General features: G+C 61.3%; 24 protein-coding genes. 9 read left to right on the forward strand and 15 right to left on the reverse strand.

Annotation, left to right across the window (positions count from 1 at the left end; genetic code table 11):
* Positions 1-68 precede the first annotated feature (68 nt).
* Entirely contained in the window at positions 69-1,481 is a 1,413-nt protein-coding gene (locus ACYZUC_RS28865; protein WP_461991999.1) for a diaminobutyrate--2-oxoglutarate transaminase, read from the forward strand.
* Between the two features lie 82 nt (positions 1,482-1,563).
* Complete coding sequence (locus ACYZUC_RS28870) at positions 1,564-1,791, forward strand: MbtH family protein (protein ID WP_008033724.1); 228 nt, start codon at positions 1,564-1,566, stop codon at positions 1,789-1,791.
* Between the two features lie 1,150 nt (positions 1,792-2,941).
* Here ACYZUC_RS28870 and ACYZUC_RS28875 read toward each other — a convergent pair.
* The 10 genes from ACYZUC_RS28875 to ACYZUC_RS28920 all read right to left on the reverse strand — a co-directional run bounded on the left by ACYZUC_RS28875 (position 2,942) and on the right by ACYZUC_RS28920 (position 11,037).
* Entirely contained in the window at positions 2,942-3,844 is a 903-nt protein-coding gene (locus ACYZUC_RS28875) for a metal ABC transporter substrate-binding protein (protein ID WP_008032651.1), read from the reverse strand.
* Entirely contained in the window at positions 3,845-4,744 is a 900-nt protein-coding gene (locus tag ACYZUC_RS28880; protein ID WP_003226663.1) for a metal ABC transporter permease, read from the reverse strand.
* Positions 4,744-5,580 carry a metal ABC transporter ATP-binding protein gene (locus tag ACYZUC_RS28885; protein ID WP_461992002.1) on the reverse strand — a complete coding sequence of 279 codons (837 nt, stop codon included), beginning with the start codon at positions 5,578-5,580 and terminating at the stop codon, positions 4,744-4,746. The genes ACYZUC_RS28880 and ACYZUC_RS28885 overlap by 1 nt, the downstream gene beginning before the upstream one ends.
* Positions 5,577-6,503, reverse strand: coding sequence for a metal ABC transporter substrate-binding protein (locus tag ACYZUC_RS28890; RefSeq protein ID WP_008043036.1), 927 nt, complete (start codon positions 6,501-6,503; stop codon positions 5,577-5,579). Before ACYZUC_RS28890 ends, ACYZUC_RS28885 begins: the two co-directional genes overlap by 4 nt.
* 35 nt (positions 6,504-6,538) lie before the next feature.
* Positions 6,539-7,111 carry a DUF6162 family protein gene (locus ACYZUC_RS28895; RefSeq protein WP_461992004.1) on the reverse strand — a complete coding sequence of 191 codons (573 nt, stop codon included), beginning with the start codon at positions 7,109-7,111 and terminating at the stop codon, positions 6,539-6,541.
* Positions 7,108-7,437 carry a hypothetical protein gene (locus ACYZUC_RS28900; RefSeq protein WP_008032642.1) on the reverse strand — a complete coding sequence of 110 codons (330 nt, stop codon included), beginning with the start codon at positions 7,435-7,437 and terminating at the stop codon, positions 7,108-7,110. The genes ACYZUC_RS28895 and ACYZUC_RS28900 overlap by 4 nt, the downstream gene beginning before the upstream one ends.
* Positions 7,434-7,976 (reverse strand): thiamine pyrophosphate-binding protein, encoded by a 543-nt coding sequence (locus tag ACYZUC_RS28905; protein WP_461992006.1) that lies wholly within the window; start codon positions 7,974-7,976, stop codon positions 7,434-7,436. Before ACYZUC_RS28905 ends, ACYZUC_RS28900 begins: the two co-directional genes overlap by 4 nt.
* The gene (locus tag ACYZUC_RS28910; protein WP_461992008.1) at positions 7,973-9,175 is read right to left on the reverse strand and encodes a PepSY-associated TM helix domain-containing protein; all 1,203 of its coding nucleotides are present in this window, start codon (positions 9,173-9,175) and stop codon (positions 7,973-7,975) included. The genes ACYZUC_RS28905 and ACYZUC_RS28910 overlap by 4 nt, the downstream gene beginning before the upstream one ends.
* Positions 9,176-9,502: 327 nt before the next feature.
* Positions 9,503-10,378: an alpha/beta fold hydrolase gene (locus ACYZUC_RS28915; RefSeq protein ID WP_461992010.1), complete on the reverse strand. Its 876-nt coding sequence runs from the start codon at positions 10,376-10,378 to the stop codon at positions 9,503-9,505.
* Positions 10,379-10,578: 200 nt separating this feature from the next.
* Positions 10,579-11,037: a VOC family protein gene (locus tag ACYZUC_RS28920; RefSeq protein ID WP_461992012.1), complete on the reverse strand. Its 459-nt coding sequence runs from the start codon at positions 11,035-11,037 to the stop codon at positions 10,579-10,581.
* Positions 11,038-11,306: 269 nt separating this feature from the next.
* Here ACYZUC_RS28920 and ACYZUC_RS28925 point away from each other — a divergent pair, with 269 nt between their 5' ends.
* From ACYZUC_RS28925 to ACYZUC_RS28935, 3 genes are all read left to right on the forward strand, one after another.
* A complete protein-coding gene (locus ACYZUC_RS28925) occupies positions 11,307-12,521 on the forward strand; it encodes an SfnB family sulfur acquisition oxidoreductase (protein ID WP_461992013.1) in 1,215 nt (404 codons plus the stop codon).
* A gap of 2 nt (positions 12,522-12,523) precedes the next feature.
* Positions 12,524-13,189, forward strand: coding sequence for a methionine ABC transporter permease (locus ACYZUC_RS28930; protein WP_008032624.1), 666 nt, complete (start codon positions 12,524-12,526; stop codon positions 13,187-13,189).
* Between the two features lie 75 nt (positions 13,190-13,264).
* Positions 13,265-14,035 carry a MetQ/NlpA family ABC transporter substrate-binding protein gene (locus ACYZUC_RS28935; protein ID WP_461992015.1) on the forward strand — a complete coding sequence of 257 codons (771 nt, stop codon included), beginning with the start codon at positions 13,265-13,267 and terminating at the stop codon, positions 14,033-14,035.
* Between the two features lie 100 nt (positions 14,036-14,135).
* Here the strand turns inward: ACYZUC_RS28935 and soxR are convergent, their stop codons facing one another.
* Positions 14,136-14,603: a redox-sensitive transcriptional activator SoxR gene (soxR, locus tag ACYZUC_RS28940; RefSeq protein WP_461992017.1), complete on the reverse strand. Its 468-nt coding sequence runs from the start codon at positions 14,601-14,603 to the stop codon at positions 14,136-14,138.
* A gap of 95 nt (positions 14,604-14,698) precedes the next feature.
* Here soxR and ACYZUC_RS28945 point away from each other — a divergent pair, with 95 nt between their 5' ends.
* Positions 14,699-15,064, forward strand: coding sequence for an antibiotic biosynthesis monooxygenase (locus tag ACYZUC_RS28945; RefSeq protein WP_461992019.1), 366 nt, complete (start codon positions 14,699-14,701; stop codon positions 15,062-15,064).
* Here ACYZUC_RS28945 and ACYZUC_RS28950 read toward each other — a convergent pair.
* The 4 genes from ACYZUC_RS28950 to msuE all read right to left on the reverse strand — a co-directional run bounded on the left by ACYZUC_RS28950 (position 15,061) and on the right by msuE (position 19,248).
* Entirely contained in the window at positions 15,061-16,164 is a 1,104-nt protein-coding gene (locus ACYZUC_RS28950; protein WP_461992021.1) for a sigma-54 interaction domain-containing protein, read from the reverse strand. The two genes, ACYZUC_RS28945 and ACYZUC_RS28950, sit on opposite strands and share 4 nt — an antisense overlap.
* A gap of 21 nt (positions 16,165-16,185) precedes the next feature.
* Positions 16,186-17,373: an acyl-CoA dehydrogenase family protein gene (locus ACYZUC_RS28955; protein ID WP_461992023.1), complete on the reverse strand. Its 1,188-nt coding sequence runs from the start codon at positions 17,371-17,373 to the stop codon at positions 16,186-16,188.
* A gap of 155 nt (positions 17,374-17,528) precedes the next feature.
* On the reverse strand, positions 17,529-18,674 hold the full coding sequence (gene ssuD / locus ACYZUC_RS28960) for an FMNH2-dependent alkanesulfonate monooxygenase (RefSeq protein WP_461992025.1): 1,146 nt from the start codon (positions 18,672-18,674) through the stop codon (positions 17,529-17,531).
* A gap of 10 nt (positions 18,675-18,684) precedes the next feature.
* Positions 18,685-19,248, reverse strand: coding sequence for an FMN reductase (gene msuE, locus ACYZUC_RS28965; protein ID WP_008032612.1), 564 nt, complete (start codon positions 19,246-19,248; stop codon positions 18,685-18,687).
* A gap of 481 nt (positions 19,249-19,729) precedes the next feature.
* On the opposite strand from msuE, the gene ACYZUC_RS28970 reads away from it, so the two are divergent.
* The 3 genes from ACYZUC_RS28970 to ACYZUC_RS28980 all read left to right on the forward strand — a co-directional run bounded on the left by ACYZUC_RS28970 (position 19,730) and on the right by ACYZUC_RS28980 (position 22,030).
* The gene (locus ACYZUC_RS28970; protein ID WP_008043025.1) at positions 19,730-19,999 is read left to right on the forward strand and encodes a hypothetical protein; all 270 of its coding nucleotides are present in this window, start codon (positions 19,730-19,732) and stop codon (positions 19,997-19,999) included.
* A gap of 98 nt (positions 20,000-20,097) precedes the next feature.
* A complete protein-coding gene (locus tag ACYZUC_RS28975) occupies positions 20,098-20,712 on the forward strand; it encodes a LysE family translocator (RefSeq protein WP_008032608.1) in 615 nt (204 codons plus the stop codon).
* A 160-nt stretch (positions 20,713-20,872) separates the two neighbouring features.
* Positions 20,873-22,030, forward strand: coding sequence for a cysteine desulfurase family protein (locus ACYZUC_RS28980; protein WP_461992027.1), 1,158 nt, complete (start codon positions 20,873-20,875; stop codon positions 22,028-22,030).
* Positions 22,031-22,043 lie beyond the last annotated feature (13 nt).

Genomic DNA, 22,043 nt, shown 5'->3' on the forward strand with positions numbered 1-22,043 from the left:
CAAGGGTCTAAATCCTCGGCGCCCTGATGCGTTTCCAGAACAGGAAAACCTTATTGAGGGGTCGAGAGATGTCAGTCGCTACCAGCCTTATGGAAGATCAGTCGGCCCGGATCGCTCCGGCGCCGGCCGAAACGCTTTATCAGTTCAACGAATCGCCATTGCTGGCGCGTCAGAGCCAGCAGGAGTCGAATGCCCGCAGCTACCCGCGACGCATTCCCCTGGCACTCAAGCGCGCGAAGGGCATTTATGTCGAAGACGTCGAAGGCCGCAGCTTCATCGACTGCCTGGCCGGCGCCGGAACGCTGGCCCTGGGGCATAACCATCCGGTGGTGATCGAAGCGATCCAGCAAGTGCTGACCGATGAACTGCCGTTGCACACCCTCGACCTGACCACCCCGGTCAAGGATCAATTCGTCCAGGACCTGTTCGGTCTGCTGCCGCCAGCCCTGGCTGCGCAAGCGAAAATCCAGTTCTGCGGCCCGACCGGCACCGACGCCGTGGAAGCCGCTTTGAAATTGGTGCGCACCGCCACCGGGCGCAGCACTGTGCTGTCGTTTCAGGGCGGTTATCACGGCATGAGCCAGGGTGCGCTGAGCCTGATGGGCAGCCTGGGGCCGAAAAAACCGTTGGGCGCATTGCTCAGCAGTGGCGTGCAGTTCATGCCGTACCCCTACGATTACCGTTGCCCGTTCGGCCTCGGCGGCGCGCAAGGTGTGCAGGTCAACCTGAACTACCTGGAAAACCTGCTGAACGATCCCGAGGCTGGTGTGCAATTGCCGGCGGCAGTGATTGTCGAGGCTGTTCAGGGCGAGGGCGGGGTGATCCCGGCCGATCTCGATTGGTTGCGCGGCCTGCGTCGCATCACCGAAAAGGCGGGTGTGGCGTTGATCGTCGACGAAATCCAGAGCGGTTTCGCCCGCACCGGCAAGATGTTTGCTTTCGAGCACGCCGGGATCATTCCGGACGTGGTGGTGATGTCCAAGGCCATCGGCGGCAGCTTGCCGCTGGCGGTGGTGGTGTATCGCGACTGGCTCGACACCTGGTTGCCGGGCGCGCATGCCGGGACCTTCCGTGGTAACCAAATGGCCATGGCGGCGGGCTCCGCGGTGATGCGTTATCTGGTCGAACACAAGGTTTGCGAACACGCTGCCGCCATGGGCGAGCGCCTGAGTGAACACCTGCGCATTCTTCAGCGGGACTTCCCGCAATTGGGCGATATTCGCGGTCGTGGCTTGATGCTTGGCGTCGAACTGGTTGACCCGACCGGCGTGCCGGACGTGCAGGGACATCCACCGATCTTCGCTCGACTGGCGCCGCTGGTGCAGCGTGAATGCCTCAAGCGTGGGTTGATTCTTGAGCTCGGCGGTCGGCATGGCGGCGTGGTGCGTTTCCTGCCACCGCTGGTGATTACCGCTGCGGAAATCGATCGGGTGGCGGAGATTTTTGGCCGGGCGATGGCTGCTGCCACTGCCAGCCTCTAAATTTTCAGGGCCCCGCAACGTTCTTTCTACATAACGGCTGCGCACGCAGTGCAGCCCACCCTTACAGCGATGGAGAGACACCATGACGTCAGTATTCGACCGCGAGGACATCCTCTTTCAGGTCGTGGTCAACCACGAAGAGCAGTACTCGATCTGGCCCGACTACAAGGCCGTGCCGGAGGGCTGGCGCACCGTGGGCAAGAGTGGCTTGAAAAAGGAATGCCTGGCTTACATCGAAGAAACCTGGACCGATATGCGTCCGTTGAGTTTGCGCAAGAAGATGGAAGAGCAGGCGGCTGTGGCTCACTGAAGTCTTCGCGCAAAGAGAAGCCCGCTGGACCGAGAAGGTCAGCGGGCTTTTTTGCGTCTGCATGTTGTGACGTCGAGCGCGGAACCTGTAGGAGCCGGCTTGCTGGCGATGGCTATGTATCAGGCGCCTTTTTTGAGGGTGTACATATCCATTCCTGCGGTAACGGCCGCTAATGGTTTCGCTCTTACGGCGAGTCCCTTTTTCAAACGCCAAAAAGGAACCAAAAGGCTTTGCCCCTGACGTACGGCCCTTCGCCTAGGCTCAGGGTTCCCTCGCTCCGGTCCTGCTCCGTGGGCCCGCCGCCATCGGCCATCCATGGCCGGGGGCGGCTACCGCGGCATCCTTGCCGCGGTGCCCACTGCGCAGAACCTCCACTCGGCCTCCCGACGGGGCGTGTACCTCAAAAGCCAAATCAAAAGCGGAAGGCGAGCTAACGCTCGACCTGATGAGTGGTGAAAATCAAAAGCGTACGCCGATCCCTGTAGGAGCCGGCTTGCCGGCGAAAAACGCCCAGACACCGCGTTCATTCAGACAATCCGCGTTATCGTTGACGCCCATCGCTGGCAAGCCAGCTCCTACAATTTTGAATCGTGTGAACCCAATCCCCGTGTAGGAGCCGGCTTGCTGGCGATGGCGTCCGTCCAGCCAACACATTCATTGCCTGACCCACCGCAATCGCCAGCAAGCCGGCTCCTACAGGGAATCCCATACGCTTTTGATTTCCACCACTCATCAGGTCGAGCGTTAGCTCGCCTTCAGCTTTTGATCTGAGCGCCCCCTCGAGAGGCCGAGTGGAGGTTCTGCGCAGTGGGCAACCCGGCATGGATGCCGGGTTAGCCGCCCCCGGCCATGGATGGCCGATGGCGGCGGGCCCACGGAGCAGGACCGGAGCGAGGGCATGGCGAGCATTAGCGAGCCACCGAACGAAAGGGGCAAGAGCGCTTGGTTACTTGGCGCTTCTCCAAGTGACTCGCCGTAAGGGCGAAACCAATATCAGCCGTTACCGAAGAAATGGATATGCACACCTGAAAGAAAATGGCCGGCTGTCAGGTCGCCATCGCCGGCAAGCCGGCTCCTACAGGGGATTTGCGTAACGCACATTGTAGGAGCCGGCTTGCTGGCGAAGAACGATAACGCGGTCCAGCCGACGCTAAGCCCCACTCAACCCCTTGATCACCAAATCCACATTCCCCTCCAGCTCGGCCACCGGGTCCGCCGCGTCCACACTCAAAACGACCAACCGGCTCCCGGCTTCGGCAATCACCGCTTTCACCGCGTCCGACGGCTGCCGATGATGCAACACCACCGCCACGTCATTGTCCTTGAGCGTCGCGCCCAATTGCTTCAGCGCCTCCGGTGTCCACTCGGCGTCAGGCCGCGCATCGAGACCGATAAGCTCCAGATTGAGCCCGCCAATCAGGTAACCGAAGTGATCGCTCAGGCTCATCACGCTCAGATTGTCAGCACTGGCCAGCCGCGCTTCGCTGTCGGCGCTGAACTTGAGCAGACGCTGTTTCAGTGTCGCAAGGTTGGCCTCGATCACAGGCTTTGCAGCAGGTGCAAGGCGCACCAGGTCCGCCGCCATCACATCCGCCATGCGCCCCATGTTGTTGCTGGAAAACCATGGCTGACTGTTCAAGCCATCGACCTTGTTGCCCGGCTGCACGGCAATGCCGGGCAGGGCGCCGTCCACCGGGCGTGCGGCGTCGACTTCGACGATACGAATATTGCTGCGTCGCGCGATCGGGTACAGCGGATCATCCGCCCACAACGAACGCAGACCAATCACCGCATCGGCGTCGGTCGCCAGTTTCGCCAATGCCGGCGCGCCGCGCCCGGTGAAGTAAGCCGTCTGACGACTGCCGGGCAGGTTCGCCGGTGCCGCGCGTTCAAGGTTGACGTTGGTGCCCTTGAGCAACACTTCGCCCAGACCATAAGTGATCGGCAAGGACGCCAGCACATGCAACGGTTTGGCGCTGTCCGCCGCAAACGAGGTATTGACCAGCCCGCACAGGGCGACGGCGAGGGTCAGTTGACGCAGAGAAAATGACATTTATCCGAGGTTCCCTTTCAGGCTGGGGACGACGCCGCGCGCAATGGCGGCGAGGGCGAAGGCGATACCGGCCACCAGAATGATCGCGGCGCCGGACGGGATCGGCAGGTCGAACACAATCGGCGCAAGAATCCCGCACAGCGTGCTGACCGTGGCGATCAGTACCGAGCACCAGAAGAATCCCTTGAGCGACTGGCTGAGCAACCGCGCTGCCGCTGCCGGAATCACCAACAGCGCACCGACCAGAATCGCCCCGATGACTTTCACTGCCGCCACGGTGATCAGCGTCACCAGAATCACGAACAGGTAATCCAGGGTCTTCACCGCGACGCCGCGCACCGCCGCCAGTTGCGGGTTGAAACTGGCGAGCATGATGCGGTTGTACAGCGGCAAGGCCAGCGCCATCACCAGCGAACCGACGATGGCCAGCACCAGCAAGTCATTGCCGTTGACGGTCAACACCGAACCGAACAGCACGTTCTCCAGAATGTGCACGTTGATCTTGCCCGCCAGAATTAGCAGCAGGCTCGCGCCCAACGCCAGTGACACCGACAGGAACACGCCGATCAAGGTATCTGGCGCCAGACCCGTGCGGTTGCGCAGGTAATTCAGCAAAATGCCGAACAACAGGCAGTAACCGAACAAGCTGCCATAGGGCCCGGTGTAGGGTTCGCCGAGCAGAATGCCGATGGCCACGCCAGTCAGCGCCGCGTGACCCACCGCTTCGGAGAAAAACGCGAAGCGCTTGACCACCACCAGCGTGCCCAGACCGCCCAGCACCGGGCCGATCAGCAAACCGGCGAGCAGCGCGTTGACCACAAATCCATACGCCAGCGCCTCAGGCAGATAACCCGAAGACGCCCAGCCCTGAACCATCAAACGAAAGGCTTCATAACTCATCAGACAGCGCTCCGTGGATGGGTCGAGAACAGGGTCAGCAAACGCTCCGGGGTCAGCGCCTGTTTCGGCGTGGCATCGAACAGTACCCGGCGATTGAGCCCGGTAACGCGATCCGCCAGTCGACCGACCGCTTCCAGATCATGCTCAATCCACAGCACGGTGATCCCGCTCTGACGCCAGTCGCCGAGCAACCGTTCGAACACTTGAATGCCCGCCTCATCGAGGGCCGACATCGGCTCGTCGAGCACCAGTAATTGCGGCGCCGGAATCAGCCCCTGCGCGAGCAACACGCGCTGACGCTCGCCACCGGACAAGGCGCCCATGCGCCGCTTGCGTTTGTCCTGCATGCCGACCCGTTCCAGCGCTTCGCCAATCGCTGCCGCGTAATGCTTGCTCAACCCGAGGAACGCCGGGCGTCGCTGACACATCGCGGCCATGAAATCGTCGACGGTCATCGGCAAGCCGCGATCAAACTCCAGCGCTTGCGGCACGTAGCCGATGGTGCCGGGTTCGCCGGGCCATTGCAGGCTCAAGCGACCCTGATGCGGCATCTGCCCGAGCAGGGTCTTGATCAGCGAACTCTTGCCGCCACCGTTGGGACCGACCAGCGCATGCACGCTGCCGGGCTGGACCTGGAAGGTGACCTGGTCAAGGATCGTCGTGCGCCCCAGCGTCAAACTAACCTCCGCAAATCCCAAGGTTGGCCCCGCACCCTGTAGGAGCCGGCTTGCTGGCGATAGCGGTGTGTCATTCAACGATGATGTCGGCTGATTCGACGCCTTCGCGAGCAGGCTCGCTCCCACAGGGGACTCACTGAGTGTTTCTTTAGCAGTCATTGGCCAGACTCCTGAATCGCCCGGACCACGGTATTGAGGTTGCCGGTCATTTCCTTTTCGTACTTGTCGGCGGTGTATTCGCCATAGGAAATGTGCGACAGCGGGTACAGCTTCACCCCGGATTCACGCTGGATGGTCTCGACGTAGGTGGAGGGGAAATCCATCTCCGAGAAAATCACTTTCACGTCCAGTTCGCGCAGTTGATCGATGGTCTTTTTCAGCTGGCTCGGGCTCGGTTCGATGCCGTGGGCCGGCTCGACCACGGCGGTCACTTCCAGGCCGAATTCACGCAGCAGGTAGTCGTACGCCGCGTGAACCGTGGCCACGCGCAGTTCGGCGTTCGGCGCCTGGGTCAGTTTCGCCAGGGCATCGGCGCGCATCTGCCGCAGGCGTTTGCCGTAGGCGCGGGCGTTTTGGGTGTAGGTCTTGGCGTTGGCCGGGTCGAGCTTGCCGAGTTCCCGGGCGATGTTGTTGACCTGGGCAATGGAGGCGCTGATCGACAAGAAAGTGTGCGGGTTCACGACTTTGCCGGCACCGCGTGCGGCAACACCGGTGGCGGCCAGCAGCGGTACGTTTTCGTTGGCTTCGATCACGGCCACGTTCGGCGTTTCGCTGGCGGCGATCATGCGATCGGCGAAGTCGTCATGACCGACGCCGTTGAGCACGATCACGTCCAGCCCGCTGATGCGCTTGATGTCTTCGGCGCGGGGCTCGTAGGCATGCGGGTTGAAGCCGGCCGGAATCAGCGGCACCACTTCGGCCTTGTCGCCGACGATGTTGGCCACGTAGCTGTAATAAGGGTGCAGGGTGATGCCGATGCGCAGGCGCTTGGCTTCGTCGGCGCTGGCCAGTGGCGTCAGCAGCAAGGCAAGCAGGCCGATCAGCAGCGGTCGCAAGAATGAACGTTGAGATGAAATAGGCATGGGAAAGCGGTCTTCTCTCGGGTGAAGGCGAGGGTTCAGTGCCGGTGCTGGCGGGTCACGCCGGCATCGAATTGCGCGACGATCTGCTGCCAGCCAGCGCTTTCGAGCGCGGCGTCCGTGAGGTCGGCCGGGGCTTTGAGTTCGGCGCCACGGTTGAGCCAGATGTCTGGCGCATCGTCGCCGACGGTCAGGCGCATCAGAAACGAGCCGGCCACGGCGTACGTCTGGCTCTGGCCGAAATACGCCTTGGCGTCGAGCAATTGCCAGGCATGAGCGCCACGGCTGACGGAGCTGGCGTCCTGGGCAAACGGCGCAAAACCTTCGTCCGCCAGGGCTTCGGGTGTCGGCAGGGTTTGCTGTTCCTGACGCAGCAGGTGAATCTCGTCCAGCGTCACCCGCAGGTCGGCGTAGATGCCTTGCTCGGAGGCGCTCAGGTCGCGGCGGGCATCCAGTTGATGGCTGCTGACGGTGCCGATTTCCTGGGACTCGTGGCGCCAGGCGACCACCGAACCGGCGACCGCCAGGATCATCAGGCACAGCAGCAACACATACAGGGTTTCATGGCCGGCACCGGCCGGGCGGACGACATGGGTAGTTGGCGTACTCATGGGGCTTGGATGTCCGCTTGGTCGATCTCGACGACGTGGCCGGGACCGGCATCGAACAGCACATAAAATTCGGCGCTGGGCTTCTTGAAGGTCAATTTGGAATCGGCGCCGAGCTTGCCCGGCACCAGGATGGTTTCGTCGTAGCCGATCACATCCAGGGTCACGCCCGGTGCGCCGCTGCCGTCGGAGAAACCGCCGGTGCACTGGATCTGCTCGGCGTCGATGGCCTTGCACTCGCACATCGGGTTGTGGGCCAGGGCGCTGGCGCTGAAGCCGGCGCACAGCACCAGCAACACGGCGTGGAGAGGGCGAAATGCGTTGCTCATGGTTTGCCTCCTTGGTTGTTCAGCCACTCGAGGGTGGCGGGGGATGCCTGGCTCAGCGGGATGGACGCTTGATGCATCGCACCGTCCCAGCCCTCCATGGTGATCCACAGCTCGGCGTCGGCCCTGGTTTTTTCCGGGATCGGCAGCATGGCGCCCATGCGGTAGGGCGTGCCGAAGAAAATCACCCCGGCGGCGCGCAGGCTGCGCGGTTTGCCGATGCGCAGGTAAGTCGCCTTGACCTGCTCGCGGCAGCTGTCGCACAGCGCCGCGTTGAAACTCTTCATGTACCCGGCCGGGCCATCGGGTCGCGGTGCTTCGTTGCGAAATTCCGCCAGGCGCAGGCTCCAAGGCCCGACCTGAACTTCACCGATTTCCCGTTCGCCCAGGCCAGTGTCCCCGCGAAAGAGGGCGGCATCGGCAAAGTACTTGGGCATGAAACCCAGCGGCACCAGCAACAGCAAAACGTTGATGTGGAAGCGCCATTTGTGCCAGAAGCGGCTCAGTCTGGACCCCGGTTTTTCGGCGGCGAACAGGCTCATTGACTGACCTCCGTGGTGTCGTGGCTCGTGACGTGAGTGGCATCGGCAGCGCGAGGGCGTTTGTTGCTGCGCTTGAGGGCGTTAGCTGTGGCCAACGCAGTGCGTTTGGTCCAGATCAGCAGGCCGCTGAGGACCATCATGCTCAGGAGCAGGCCGAAGAAGAACCAGATCAGCTTGATCCAGATCCCGCCGAAATCGCCGGTGTGCAGCGGCCGCATCGATTCGGTCACCAGCTCCAGCCCCGAGCGGTCCGAGAGCAGGCGGGTCACGGCGACATCGCCGGTATATGGGTTGATTTCGGCAGTCTGGAACATCAGCGGATACCAGCTGCGGCCGCCCACCGAAAGATAGCTGTAGGCATTGGCGGGCAGGCTGATAAAGCTGTCTTCGAGGCCGGGAATACGTGCCTTCGCTTCACGGATTGCTGTTTCCAGGCTGATCATCGGTGCCGGCGAGCCGTCGGCGGTGAGGGGCACGCTCTCACGCGGGACCACCGGCGCCACCGGGGCGGTGGAAATCGTAATCTGGTTATCGAACATGAACGCTTCGATCAGGAACCAGGTGCTGGTGATGGAAATCACCGCGATGAACCAGATCGACCAGATGCCGCTGAGGCGGTGAAAGTCGCCCCAGAAAATCCGCGCGCCGTGACGCAGGCGCAGGGTCGGTCGCAGAAACCCTTTCCAGAACTTCTTGTAGACCACCAGCCCGGTAATCAGCGAAGCCAGCAATGGCAGGCTGAGGAAGGACACCAGGTACCAGCCCCAGCTGTAGCCATTGGTGAACGGCACCAGCCACCAGCCGTGCAAGGCGCGGGTGAAGGCCCTGAAGTTGAATTGCGGAGCCGTACCCTGAATCACGCCGCTGTACGGGTTGACGTAAACCACCACCGAGCGACCGTCGGGGTAAGTGACTTCCACGTCCAGGGCGAAATGCGTTTCGTCAGGTCGGCTGATGCTCTCGACCAGGATCTGCGGCTCGGCCTGCTTGATCGCGGCGATGAGCTGGTCATAGCTCAACAGCGGCGCATCATCGGAAGGTTGGCTGGCACGCATCTGCGGGTTGGCCAGCCAGACGATTTCCTGGCTGATTACCGCCAGCGTGCCGGTCACACAGACGATCAGCACAAAAAACCAGATGGGCAGGGCCAGCCAGCTGTGGACCAGAAACCAGAGTTTTGAGCGGGATTTCTTCGACATGATTAAGGTCTTGTATCGATTTGAGGGCCTCTGCTGTGGGCTTCCCAGCGTGGGGTCCATGAAAAGTACGGTCGTGGCTTTTGCCTACGCGAACCGCCTGCATCTATATAAGACGAATGAGAATCAGAAATCCCGAACCAGGATATGAAAGTAAATGTTTCGCGTTCCCGCGAACACATAACCCTGTAGGAGCAAGCTTGCTCGCGATGAGGCCGTGTCTGTCACCCTTGATGGCGACTGATACACCGCCATTGCGAGCAAGCTCGCTGCCACATTTTTTTGCGTTGACCCTGACCACAACGACACCCCCGCAGCGCGGTGCAGGTGTCAGCGCAGGAAAGCCAGCACTTCGGCGAGCAGCAGTTCGGGGGCTTCTTCGGCGATGTAATGGCCGGCGGGCAGCGCTTTGCCGCGCACGTCGGTGGCCACGTGTTGCCATTCCTTGAGCGGTTCGAAGCAGCGGCCGACCGTGCCTTCGGCGCCCCACAGCACCAGCAATGGCAAGTTCAGATGACGACCGGCGTCGATGTCGGCGCGGTCGTGATCCAGATCGATGCTGGCGCTGGCCCGGTAGTCCTCGCAGATCCCGCGTGCGGTGCCCGGCTGTTTCAGGCAACGCAGGTATTCGCCAAAGGCCTCGGCGGTGAACGGTTTGAGCCCGGCACTGCGACTGCCCATCACGCTGCGCAGATAGGATTCGGGATCGGCCTCGATCAGGGTTTCCGGCAACGGAGCGGGGCGGATCAGGAAGAACCAGTGCCAATAGGCGCGGGCAAAGGCTTCATTGGTTTGCGTGTACATCGACAGCGTCGGCGCGATGTCGAGCAACACCATGCGTTGCACAGCCTGCGGATGATCCAGCGCCAGGCGATGGGCAACCCGGGCGCCACGGTCGTGCGCGAGCACGGAGAATTGCTCGAAGCCCAGGGACTTCATCAGCTCGAGGCTGTCCTTGGCCATTTCCCGTTTGGAATAATTGGTGTGATGGTCGTTGGCCAGCGGTTTGCCGCTGTCGCCGTAACCGCGCAGGTCGGCGGCGATCACGGTGAAGTGCGCGGCCAGTTGTTCGGCGACCTTGTGCCAGATGACGTGGGTCTGCGGGTGACCGTGCAGCAACAGCAGGCCCGGCCCGCTGCCGCCGATGCGGTAGGCAATGTCCACACCGTTGACGTGGCGCTGGTCTTTGAGGAATCCGGCGAACATGGGATGACTCCTTGTTGTAGTTGCCTGCATCCTGAAATTGTTCGGCGGCTACGGCAAGGCGCAAAGCGTGGTGCGCTTGTTCATGAAGTGTGTTGTCTCAGAGGTCGCCTTCGCGGGCAAGCCTCGCTCCTACAGGTCCGGCGGTGCTTTTGTAGGAGCGAGGCTTGCCCGCGAAGAGGCCCTGATACTCACAGAAAATCTCAACCCTGATTGAACATCTCCTTGGCCCGCTGCTCAATCTGCGCCTGGGTCAAATCTTCCTTGCGCGTGGCCAGAAACCACAAATGCCCATAGGGATCTTTCAACGTTCCTGAACGGTCGCCGTAAAACTGATCCTTGACCTCGGACACCACCGTGGCGCCCGCCGCAATCGCCTGTTTGTATGACTTGTCCACATCGTTCACATACAGGTGCAAGCCCACGGACGGTGACTTGTCCGGATTGCTCAACGGCCCCTGATCGCACGGCGTGCCAAGCATGATCAGGCAGTCGCCGATGCGCAGTTCGGCGTGGCCGATGCTGCCGTCGGGCATGGACAGACGCATGACTTCGGTTGCGCTGAAGGCTTTCTTGTAGAACTCGATGGCTTCGGCCGCTTTTTGAATGCCCAGATAAGGGGTGATGCTGTGATTACCCTCTGGAATGGGTTTGACGCTCATGACGATTCTCCCTGTCTATTGTTTTGAGTTGAAAGTAGTCCTTTGCCGTTTTCCGGCCGGATGACTATAGGTCAGCATCTGTTACACAACCGAGTGCCCGACGAACAGCAGCGCGACTGTTCAGCCGTAAACAGTGAAGCAACAGAATGCTCGGGTTTCTCACTGAATAACCGTTGAAAACTCCCGCAACTGCCCGAAAACACGGGGCCGGGCGGTCAGGCACAGAAGCTGCAATGTCCTCCGGTAAACACTGTTGCCGAGAGACCTGTATGCCTGAATCTGCCGTTTATCCGATCAACCCGCCGGCCGCCCATCGGATCGCCGATGAAGCCGAAGCCTTGCGTGTGGCCGAGCGCGTCGCCGCGGTCTTGCTGGAACAGGACGCCGAGCGCGACCGTACGCGCCAGGTGCCTGCCGAGATCGTCGACCTGTATTCCAACAGTGGCTTGTGGGGCATCAGCGTGCCGAAGGAGTTCGGTGGCGCGCAGGTGTCCTACGCGGTGCTGGCGCAGGTCATTGCGATCATCTCGGCGGCCGATCCGTCGCTGGGGCAGATCCCGCAAAACCACTATTGCCTGCTGGAAGACATCCGCCTGCAAGGCACGCCCGAGCAGCAGGCACATTTTTTCGGCCTGGCACTGCAAGGTCATCGCTTTGCCAATGCGTTGTCGGAAACCGGCGGCAAAAACGTGCAGGACATTCAGGCGACCATTCGCCGTTATGGCGACGGGCATGTGATCAACGGTCGCAAGGGCTATTGCACCGGTTCGCTTTACGCCCACTGGCTGGCGGTGCTGGCGCTGGATGAAGAGCAGAGGGGCCAGTTGTCTTTCGTCGAACGCGGCACCCCAGGGCTGGTGATCGTCGACGACTGGGACAGCATCGGTCAGCGCACCACGTCCAGCGGCACGGTGCTGGCCGAGGACCTGCACGTCCCGGCGTTCAACGTGTTCCCGACTTATCGCTCCTATGAAAGCCCGACCCTGGCCGGGCCGTTCGCGCAATTGACCACAGCCGGCATCGACGCCGGCATTGCCCGCGCAGCGCTGCGTGACACCATCGCCTTCGTGCAGCAATTCGCCCGGCCGTGGATCGATGCGGGTGTGGAAAAGGCCAGTGAAGATCCGCTGACCATCATTCAGGTCGGAGGCCTGGAGATTCGCCTGGAAGCTGCCGAAGCCTTGCTGGAACGTGCCGGTTGGGCGCTGGATGCGGCGCGCCCGGCACCCGATGAAGACAACGTTGCCCGAGCGTCCCTCGCGGTGGCCAAAGCCAAGGTGCTGACCACCGAAATCGCCATCGAAGCCACCAATAAACTGTTCGAACTCGGTGGCACCCGTTCGACCTTGAAGAAGCACAACTTCGACCGGCACTGGCGCAACGCACGGGTGCACACCCTGCATGACCCGGTGCGCTGGAAATACCACGTGGTCGGCAACTGGCTGCTAAACGGCGTCAAACCGCCGCGTCACGACTGGTCCTGATCATGGCTGAATGGTTCAAGAACATTTACTGGGCCGACATCGGCCAGGCCTGTCTCGACACCTTGAGCATGCTTGGAGCCGCCCTCGGTTTTACTGTGCTGCTGGGGTTGCCGCTGGGGGTGGTGCTGTTCCTCACTGGTAAGCGCCAGTTGCACGAAGCCATTGGCGTTTACCGGGTGTTGTCGGTGATCGTGAACATGCTGCGTTCGCTGCCGTTCATCATTTTGCTGATTGTGTTGATTCCGCTGACAACGCTGCTGGTCGGCACTTCGCTGGGCGTGCCGGGGACCATTCCGCCGCTGGTGGTTGGCTGCACGCCGTTCTTCGCGCGGCTGGTGGAAACCGCCTTGCGCGAAGTCGATCGCGGCGTCGTGGAAGCGACCCAGGCCATGGGCGGCACCACCTGGCAAATCATCCGCCATACCTTGTTGCCCGAGGCTCGCGGCGGGTTGCTGGCGGCGGTCACCGTCACCGCAATCGTGCTGGTGGATTACACGGCGATGGCCGGGGTGATTGGCGGCGGTGGCCTGGGCGACCTGGCGATCCGCTACGGCTACCAGCGATTCCAGACCGACGTAATGGTGGTCACCGTGGTGCTTTTGCTGATCCTGGTCCAGGCCCTGCAAATGACCGGCGACCGATTGGTGGCGCGCTACAGCCGACGATAAACATTCGATTCAACAAAAAAACTCAGGCCTTACGTCCGCCCCACGACGGCCACTCAATCTGCCTAGGAGCACAACATGAAAAAGACCCTGGCCATTCTGGCTGCCCTTGTGTCGTTGAGCGTTCACGCCAACGAAAAACTCACCGTCGGCGCCACGCCGGTGCCGCACGCGGAGATCCTCGAGTTCGTCAAACCCACCCTGGCCAAGGAAGGCGTGGACCTGGACATCAAGGTCTTCACTGACTTCATCCAGCCCAACCAGCAGCTTGCACTGAAGAACCTCGACGCCAACTATTACCAGTACCGTCCGTTTCTCGATGACTACAACAAGACCCGTCACACCGATCTGGTGCCGGTCGTCGGTGTGCACATCGAACCGTTCGGGGCCTATTCGACCAAGATCAAAAACATCGCCGAACTGATGGATGGCGCCACCGTTTCCATCCCCAACGACCCGGTGAACACTGGCCGCGCACTGGTGCTGCTGCACGAAGCCGGACTGATCAAACTCAAGGACCCGAGCAACACCCTGGCGACTCAGCGCGACATCGCCGAAAACCCGAAGCATTTGAAGATTCGTGAACTGGAAGGTGCGTTGCTGGCGCGTTCGGTGAGTCAGGTGGACCTGGCGTTCGTGTTCGCCAACTACGCCCTGGAAGCGGGGATCGACACCAACAGCGCGTTGATCGTCGAGAAGGGCAAGAGCCTGTACATCGAATTCCTGGTGGCCCGCCCGGACAACATCAACGACCCGGGTTTGCAGAAACTGGCCAAGGCGTTGAATTCCGATGAAGTGCGGCAGTTCATCCTGACCCGCTACAAAGGTCAGATTGCGCCGGGCTTCTGATCTCTAGCCATTTTTGAGGACGCCTTCGCGGGCAAGCCTCGCTCCTACAAAAGCACCGCCGTACTTGTAGGAGCGAGGCTTGCCCGCGAAGGCCGCACCGCTATTCCGGATCAACCCCCGATTCCAGCAGCTGCGCCCCCGGCCCCCGATCCCCCAACACATCACCAAAATTACGCAACGGACACGCCTCCATCGACAAACACCCACAGCCGATGCAGCCATTAAGCGTGTCCCGCAGCAAGGTCAACTGATTGATCCGCTCATCCAGTTCTCGACTCCACTGCGCCGACAACACCTTCCAGTCCGCCGCCGTTGGTGCGCGGTTATCCGGCAGGGTTTTCAACGCCTCGCCAATCTCCGCCAGCGGAACCCCCAAGCGCTGCGCCACTTTGATCAACGCCACCCGCCGCAACACTTCACGCGGATAACGTCGCTGGTTGCCCTGATTGCGCGTGCTTTTGATCAAACCCCTGGCTTCATAAAAATGCAGCGCCGTGACCGCCACGCCGCTGCGGGCGGCGACCTGGCCGACGGTGAGCTCTTTATGCAGTTGTTGCGAGGTGATCATGTGAAAAATGCCCCTTGACCTCTAGTTAACTCGAGGTTTTACCCTGCAGGCCTTCGGATCGCAAGATCCGGCTTACACGTCAGTGGGGACTCTTCATGCAAGCGCCAGAGAAAAATCGCAGCTTCACCCAATTGATCGAATTCGAGATCGAACCCCATCAACAGGCCGCCCTGGTGTCGGCGCTGTCGTTACAGACCGAACGCCTGGCTCAGCGTTACAGCGGTTTTCTCAGTGCGAGCATCCAGGCCAGCGACGATGGCCGGCGGGTGCTCAATTACCTGCAATGGCAAACGCGTGAGGCGGGGGAAGCCGCGTTTCAGAGTTTTGAAAGCGGCGAGCAGGACTTCTGGCAACTGATCCGCGCCCATCAGGCGAAAACCGTGACGTTCGGCTCGTTCCAGGTGCTGCACAGCCTGGAACGCAGCCACGACAACGCGTTGCACTGCAATTTAGTGGGCTAAATCGACAGCTGCATCAAGCGCTCGCCCTGCACGTTTTCCGTGGGGCGGCGCTTGTTCACCGCCAGTTCGCCGATCTTGATCAGGCGCGTGCGCGTCACGTTGCGGCTCAAGCCCAGCAGCGCGGCGGTGTGCACCTGGTTGTAATGGCTGAAGCGGTAAGCCGCGCGCAGCAAGGCGTCTTCGACTTTCTCGTGCAGCGCGCCGGCCTGTTCCTCGAACAGCTTTTGAAACGCGCGGTCGAGCAAGGCTTCCGGTGAGTCGTCGAGCTGGCTGTGATAGTCGTCCTGACGCTCGATGCGCATGTTCGACAGGCGCAGGTCATCGCGCTCGATCACGCCGTTACGGCAGATCAGCAAGGTGTGGTGAATGACGTTTTCCAGTTCGCGGATGTTGCCCGGCCAACTGTAACTGCGCAGTTTCAGTTCGGCTTCCTTACTGATGGTGATGGTGCCGTAGCCGAGGCGTTGACTGTAGGCTTCGACGAAGTGACGGGTCAGCGGCAGGATGTCGCCGGGGCGATCACGCAGCGGGCTCAGTTCCAGGCTGACCACGTCGAGGCGGTAATACAGGTCCTCGCGGAAATGCCTGGCGTTGATGGCTTTTTCCAGTTGCACGTTGGTCGCCGCCAGCACGCGCACGTTGATCGGAATGCTTTTGCGCGAACCCAGGCGCACCACTTCGCGCTCCTGCAACACCCGCAGCAACTTCACCTGAATCGCCATCGGCAGATCACCGATTTCATCGAGGAACAAAGTGCCGCCGTTGGCTTCTTCGAACCAACCGGCCTTGGCGCTCAAGGCACCGGTGAACGCACCTTTTTCGTGGCCGAACAACTCGGCCTCGACCAGGGATTCAGAGAACGCTCCGCAGTTCACCGCCACGAACGGGCGGTTGCGCCGGGCGCTGAGGTTGTGGATATGCCGCGCTACCAGCTCCTTGCCGGTGCCGGTTTCGCCGATGATCAGCACGCTGGCTTCACTCGGCGCGACCTGCTGCAAATGCGCGAGCAAGGCCTGGGATTTCGGGTCTTCGAACACTTGCGCGGTGGCGCGGATCGACGTGGCCAGGGCGGGCGAGGGCGGTAAGGTCAGCAGTTGCATGGGGCAGGCTCCATGAGAAGGCTATGAATAGAAAGTCGGAATCGGCAGGGACTGGTTCAACGCCCAGTCGCCCAGTTCATGGAGTTTGTAATCCACCGGGTCGTGCAGGGTTTGCGTGCGCAGGTTGCGCCAGTGGCGGTCGAGCCGCAGCGAGGCGTGGGTCGAGCGCGCACCGGTTACTTCGAACAGCCGGCTACAGAGTTCGAGGCCGTTGCGCGTGGCGGCGACCTTGGCCGTGGCAATCGCGGTGGCGAGGTGTCCACGTTCTTCGGCGCTGAGGTTCGGGCCTTTCGCCCAGGCCTTGTCGAGCAGGTCGGCGGCACGCTCCACCAGCAAGCGAACGCCTTCGAGCGCGACCCAGAATTCGCCGTAATGGCCCAGCACATACGGGTCCTGACGCACATCCTGGGCGCTTGATTTATGCCACGGCCGGGTTTCGGTGAGGGTGTATTGCCGCGCCTCTTCAAAGGCACCTTCGGCAATGCCAAGGAACATGTGCGTGAACGTCAGCTGCGCGATCAATGGCCGCAGGCAGGCGAACGGTGTGCTCAGCGGACCCGGGTCGAGCAGCAGTTCCGATTCTTCGACCCGCACCCGTTCGAACGAAGCGCTGCCGCTGTCGGTCTGGCGCTGGCCCATGTTGTTCCAGTCGTTGTGCAGGGTGATGCCGCTGCGACCGCTGGGGATGGCCGCTATCAACAACTTGCCGCCAGCGCTTTCATCCACCGCCGAGGCGATCAGCATTTCCGAATCGCTGGCGCCGGAGCAGAAACTTTTCTTGCCGGAAAACTCGCGCCAGCCACCGAGTTTTTTCACCACGGTGCGGGTGTCCAGCGGGTTGAGGGCATTGCCCCAGAACCAGTTCTTGCGCGCGGTCTGTTCGAACCACGGCTGCCACTGCTCGGGTCGGGCGAACAGGCGCACGGTGGCGAGCATCAGGTGATGAAAACCGAAGACGTGGGCAATCGAACTGTCGACCTTGGCGAACTCGCGCACGATGGTCAGGGTTTCACTCCAGCTGGCGCCGAGGCCGCCGTACTGGGTGGGAATGCTCAACGCGAGCAGACCGCTTTGGCGCAGGGCATCACGCTCGGCTTTCGGCGTACCGCCACGTTCGTCGCGCTCGACCGCGGTCAAGGCAAACTCGGCGGCCAACTGGCGGGCGGTTTGCAGGGGGGAAATCAAGGTGCTTAGCGGCTTGGCAGTCACGCGGGGGGTCCTCAATAAATTCAACACCGATTCCCTGTAGGAGCGAGCGGTGCGGCGGTCCGACTTGCCCGCGAAGGCGTCGTATCAACCAACATCCATGTTGAATGTCCGGACGCTTTCGCGGGCAAGCCTCGCTCCTACAGGTAGTAGGTGGGTCAGGCCGTGGCTTTGGCGGGCAGCACATCATTGGCGATCATTTCGCCAAACGGCCCGGTGAGGTTGGTAACGCCACGCCCCGCCAGACTCGCGTACGGTTCAGGCAACAGCGGGAACACCAGCTCGGCAAAGCGATACGCCTCTTCAAGGTGCGGATAACCGGAGAAGATAAAGCTCTCGATCCCCAGGTCCGCGTACTCCTTGATCCGCGCCGCCACTTGCTGCGGATCACCCACCAGCGCCGTACCGGCACCGCCGCGCACCAGGCCGACACCGGCCCACAGGTTGGGGGCGATTTCCAGATTGTCGCGTCGTCCGGCATGCAACGCCGCCATGCGCCGCTGGCCTTCGGAGTCAAAGCGCGAGAATGACTTTTGCGCGGCGGCGATGGTCTCGTCGCTGATGTGTTCGATCAGTTTGTCGGCGGCTTTCCACGCCTCTTCGGCCGTCTCGCGAACGATCACGTGCAAGCGAATCCCGAACTTCACCGTGCGCCCGTTGCGTGCTGCGCGCTCGCGCACATCAGCGAGTTTTTCCGCCACGGCGGCCGGTGGTTCGCCCCAGGTCAGGTAGACATCAACCTGCTCGGCGGCGAGTTCATGGGCAGCTTCGGACGAACCACCGAAGTACAACGGTGGATAGGGTTTTTGCACCGGAGGATAAAGGGCCTTGGCGTTTTGCACTTGCAGGTGTTTGCCTTCGAAGTCCACCGCTTCGCCTTGCAGCACGCGACGCCAGATCTGCAGGAATTCGTCGGTGACTTCATAACGCTCGCTGTGATCGAGGAAGATCCCGTCGCCACGGTTTTCGTCCGGGTCGCCACCGGTGACCACGTTGATCAGCAAGCGGCCGTTGGACAGACGATCCAACGTCGCGGCCATACGCGCCGAGACGGTTGGCGAAATAATCCCCGGACGAATCGCCACCAGATAACGAAGGCGTTCGGTCAGCGGCACCAGCGCCGAAGCGATGACCCAGGAATCCTCGCAGGAACGCCCGGTAGGAATCAGCACGCCGTGGTAGCCGAGGCTGTCGGCGGCCTGCGCCACTTGTTTCAGATAGTTGAGCGTCACCGGGCGAGCGCCCTGGGTGGTGCCCAGGTAATGGCCATCGCCGTGGGTCGGCAGAAACCAGAAAACATCCATGAAAAGATCCTTAAGCGATTTTCAGCAGATTTTTGGGGTGCACGCCGAACAACGGCGCGGCGCGTTCTGCAGCAAGGCGTATGCGGGCCTTCAAGGGCTCACTGGTTATTTGGTAATTGGCGAAATCGGCTTCGGTGGCGTAGACGCCGATCGGCAGGGTCAGCGCCTGGAAGAAACTGAACAGCGGGCGCAGCTGGTGATCGAGCACCAGCGCATGCCGTTCGCTGCCACCGGTGGCGGCGAGCAACACCGGCGTATTGATCAGCGCGTTCAAGTCGATCAGGTCGAAGAGGTGTTTAAGCAGGCCCGGATAGGAACCGCGATAGACCGGCGCGGCGACGATCAGCAGGTCAGCGTTTTCGATGGCTTGCAGCTCGGCTTCGATGTCGGCGCTCAGTTCCTGGCGTGACAGGGCAGCGCCCAGTGGCCGGGCGATGTCGCCCAGTTCGATCAGCTTGCTCTCGATCGGCAATTGCCCGGCCAGTTCGGCCAACAGCGCTTGGGTCAGCACCAACGTGCGGGACGGACGCCAGGTACCGCCGGAGAGGGCAACGACTTTCAATGGACGCGACATGATCAGTTCCTTTTTAAACAGTTGCTCAGCGAGCAGTGAGTAGTCACAGGGCTTGAGCAAGAGCTGTACCAATCCTTCGAGCCCACGATTTACGTGGCTTGCAGCGTATTGATGACTGCGTGCTGTTCGATTTTAAGGACTGTTTGTTGAATGACTGTTGCCTGGCAAACAGTTGCGTGGGCAACAGTTGTGTAAGGCGATGGGGTTGTTATAAAGGCTGTTTGTTATTCCTCAAAAGATCATTGCAGGATATTTATAGATCATTTGGAAATATGAACGCCCTTGTAGGAGCCGGCTTGCCGGCGATGAGGCCCGTGAGTCATACGGTGTTCTTACGGTCGTCATCGCCAGCAAGCCGGCTCCTACAAGGTGTGGTAATTCGGCTTCAATACCCACTATCGAGAGCGTTGATTTCTGCCCATCCAAAGGCGCGAGTAGCCTGTGTTCATTGCCCCGAACCCAGATGCCAGGACGCCAGACCATGAAACCTCTACTCGCCACTTTCCTGATGCTCGCCGTCTCCGTTCTCGCCGGATGTGCCAGCCACGTATCCCCGGAACTGCGGCCCTACACCGCCGAGGAAACCCGGGAACTGGCGTTGGAGTCGTTGAATCGTCGCGGTTTGTCCTTCGATGAGTACCACGCGAAAAAAGCTGAATTGCTCGGCCAACCGCAGAAATCCTTCAGCTTCGACAAACAAGGCGAAATGAACGCCGAGCGCACTGTTCAACTGCACGGTCGCCCAAGCTGAGCGACTGTACTGCTCGAAGTTTCACCCAACTGTCCATGGGTTTCCCGGCAGGCGTGCGATAGGGTCAATACCTGACTGACCCTGACGGACTGCCACCAATGACGCTCTCGCTCGATCTGCTGCTGGGCTTCGCCCTGTTCGCTCTCGTTACCTCGATCACCCCCGGCCCGAACAACACGATGTTGCTGGCATCGGGCGTGAACTTCGGCTTTAACCGCACCATCCCCCACATGCTTGGCATAACCTGCGGCTTTTTCGTACTGGTGGTGGCGGTGGGTTTTGGGCTGGGTGCAGTGTTTCAAAGCTATCCGTTGCTCTACACCGTGCTGCGTTACGTTGGCGCGGCGTATTTGTTGTACCTGGCATGGAAGATCGCGCATTCCGGGCCGGTATCAGACGGCGAGAACGGTGAAAGCAAACCGATCAGCTACCTCGGCGCGGCCGCGTTTCAGTGGGTCAACCCCAAGGCCTGGATCATGGCCATCGGTGCAATCAGCACCTACACGCCGATGCAGGGCTATTTCACCAACGTCATCGTGATTGCGGCGGTTTTCGCCCTGATCAACCTGCCGAGCGTCGGCGTCTGGGCCGCGTGCGGCACGCTGCTGCGCAATGTGCTCAAGGACCGCCGCTGGTTGCGCGTGTTCAATTGGGGCATGGCCGCGTTGCTGGTGGTTTCGCTGTATCCGTTGATGCTGGAAAGCTTTAGCTGACGCATTGCTTCAACCGGTTGCCCGATGCCTGTTAAGCTCGACTTCAGGAGCGTTCCTACGCACTTTCAAGTGAAGTCGTACTTTCTTAACGCATCCGATCAGGTATTGCTGGTGCACGGGTGCCAGCACCTGATCCCGGAACAAGCTCTGCGAGTCTTTTATGAATAAACGTCCGTTGTATTTCGACTACGCCGCCACCACGCCGGTGGACGAGCGGGTCATCAAGGTCATGGTCGAGTGTCTGGGGTTTGCCGGGAACTTCGGCAATCCTGCGTCCAGCTCCCATGCATTCGGCCAACAGGCCCGGCAATCGGTCGAGCAGGCGCGACAGCAAGTCGCCGGGCTGGTGGGGGCGCAAGCGGACCAGATCGTCTGGACCTCCGGCGCCACCGAATCGAATAACCTCGCCCTCAAGGGCGTGGCCCAGGCTCGCGGGGTGCCCGGTGGTCACATCATCACCAGCCAGATAGAACACAAGGCGATTCTCGACACCGCAAGGCAATTGCAGGATGCCGGTGTTGCCGTGACGTATCTGGTGCCCGACGCGCAAGGTCTGATTACCCCGCAAGCCGTCAGCGAAGCGATGCGCGAGGACACCTTTCTGGTGTCACTGATGCTGGTCAACAACGAGTTGGGCACGGTCAATGACATCGCGGCCATCGGTGAGGTCGTGCGGGCCCGCGAGGCGTTGTTCCATGTCGATGCGGCCCAGGGCGCGGGGAAAGTGGCCATCGACCTGGCGCGATTGCCGGTGGACCTGATGTCGTTTTCGGCGCACAAGATCTACGGTCCCAAAGGCATCGGCGCGCTGTATGTCGGGCCTCGCGCACAACAGCGTTTGCAGGCGCAGATTCACGGGGGCGGCCATGAAGGCGGCTTGCGTTCCGGGACCCTGGCGACTCACCAGATTGCCGCCATGGGCGTGGCGTTCGCCTTGGCCGCGCAACTGTTCGATGAAGAAAAAGCCACGATTGCGCGTCTGCGCGAGCGCTTGCTCGAACACCTGTCGGGCATTCCCGGCGTTCGCCTCAATGGCAGCGCGACCCAGCGCATCCCTCACACCTTGAGCCTGACCTTCAGTGAAGGCGAGTTCAATTCCGCGGCGTTGAGCGCATCGATTGCGTTTTCTGCGACCTCGGCCTGTAATTCCGCGAGCAATGCGCCGTCCCATGTGCTGCTGGCACTGGGGCATGACGCCCGCTCGGCAAGCCGCACCATTCGCTTGAGCCTGGGGCGTTTCACGACCGAGCAGGACATCGACCAGGCGGCACAACTGATTAAAGCGGCCTGCGCCAGTGCCCCGGCATTCTGGCAATAAGGCCTTAAGTGCC

The sequence above is a fragment of the Pseudomonas sp. GT1P32 genome (assembly GCF_054897805.1).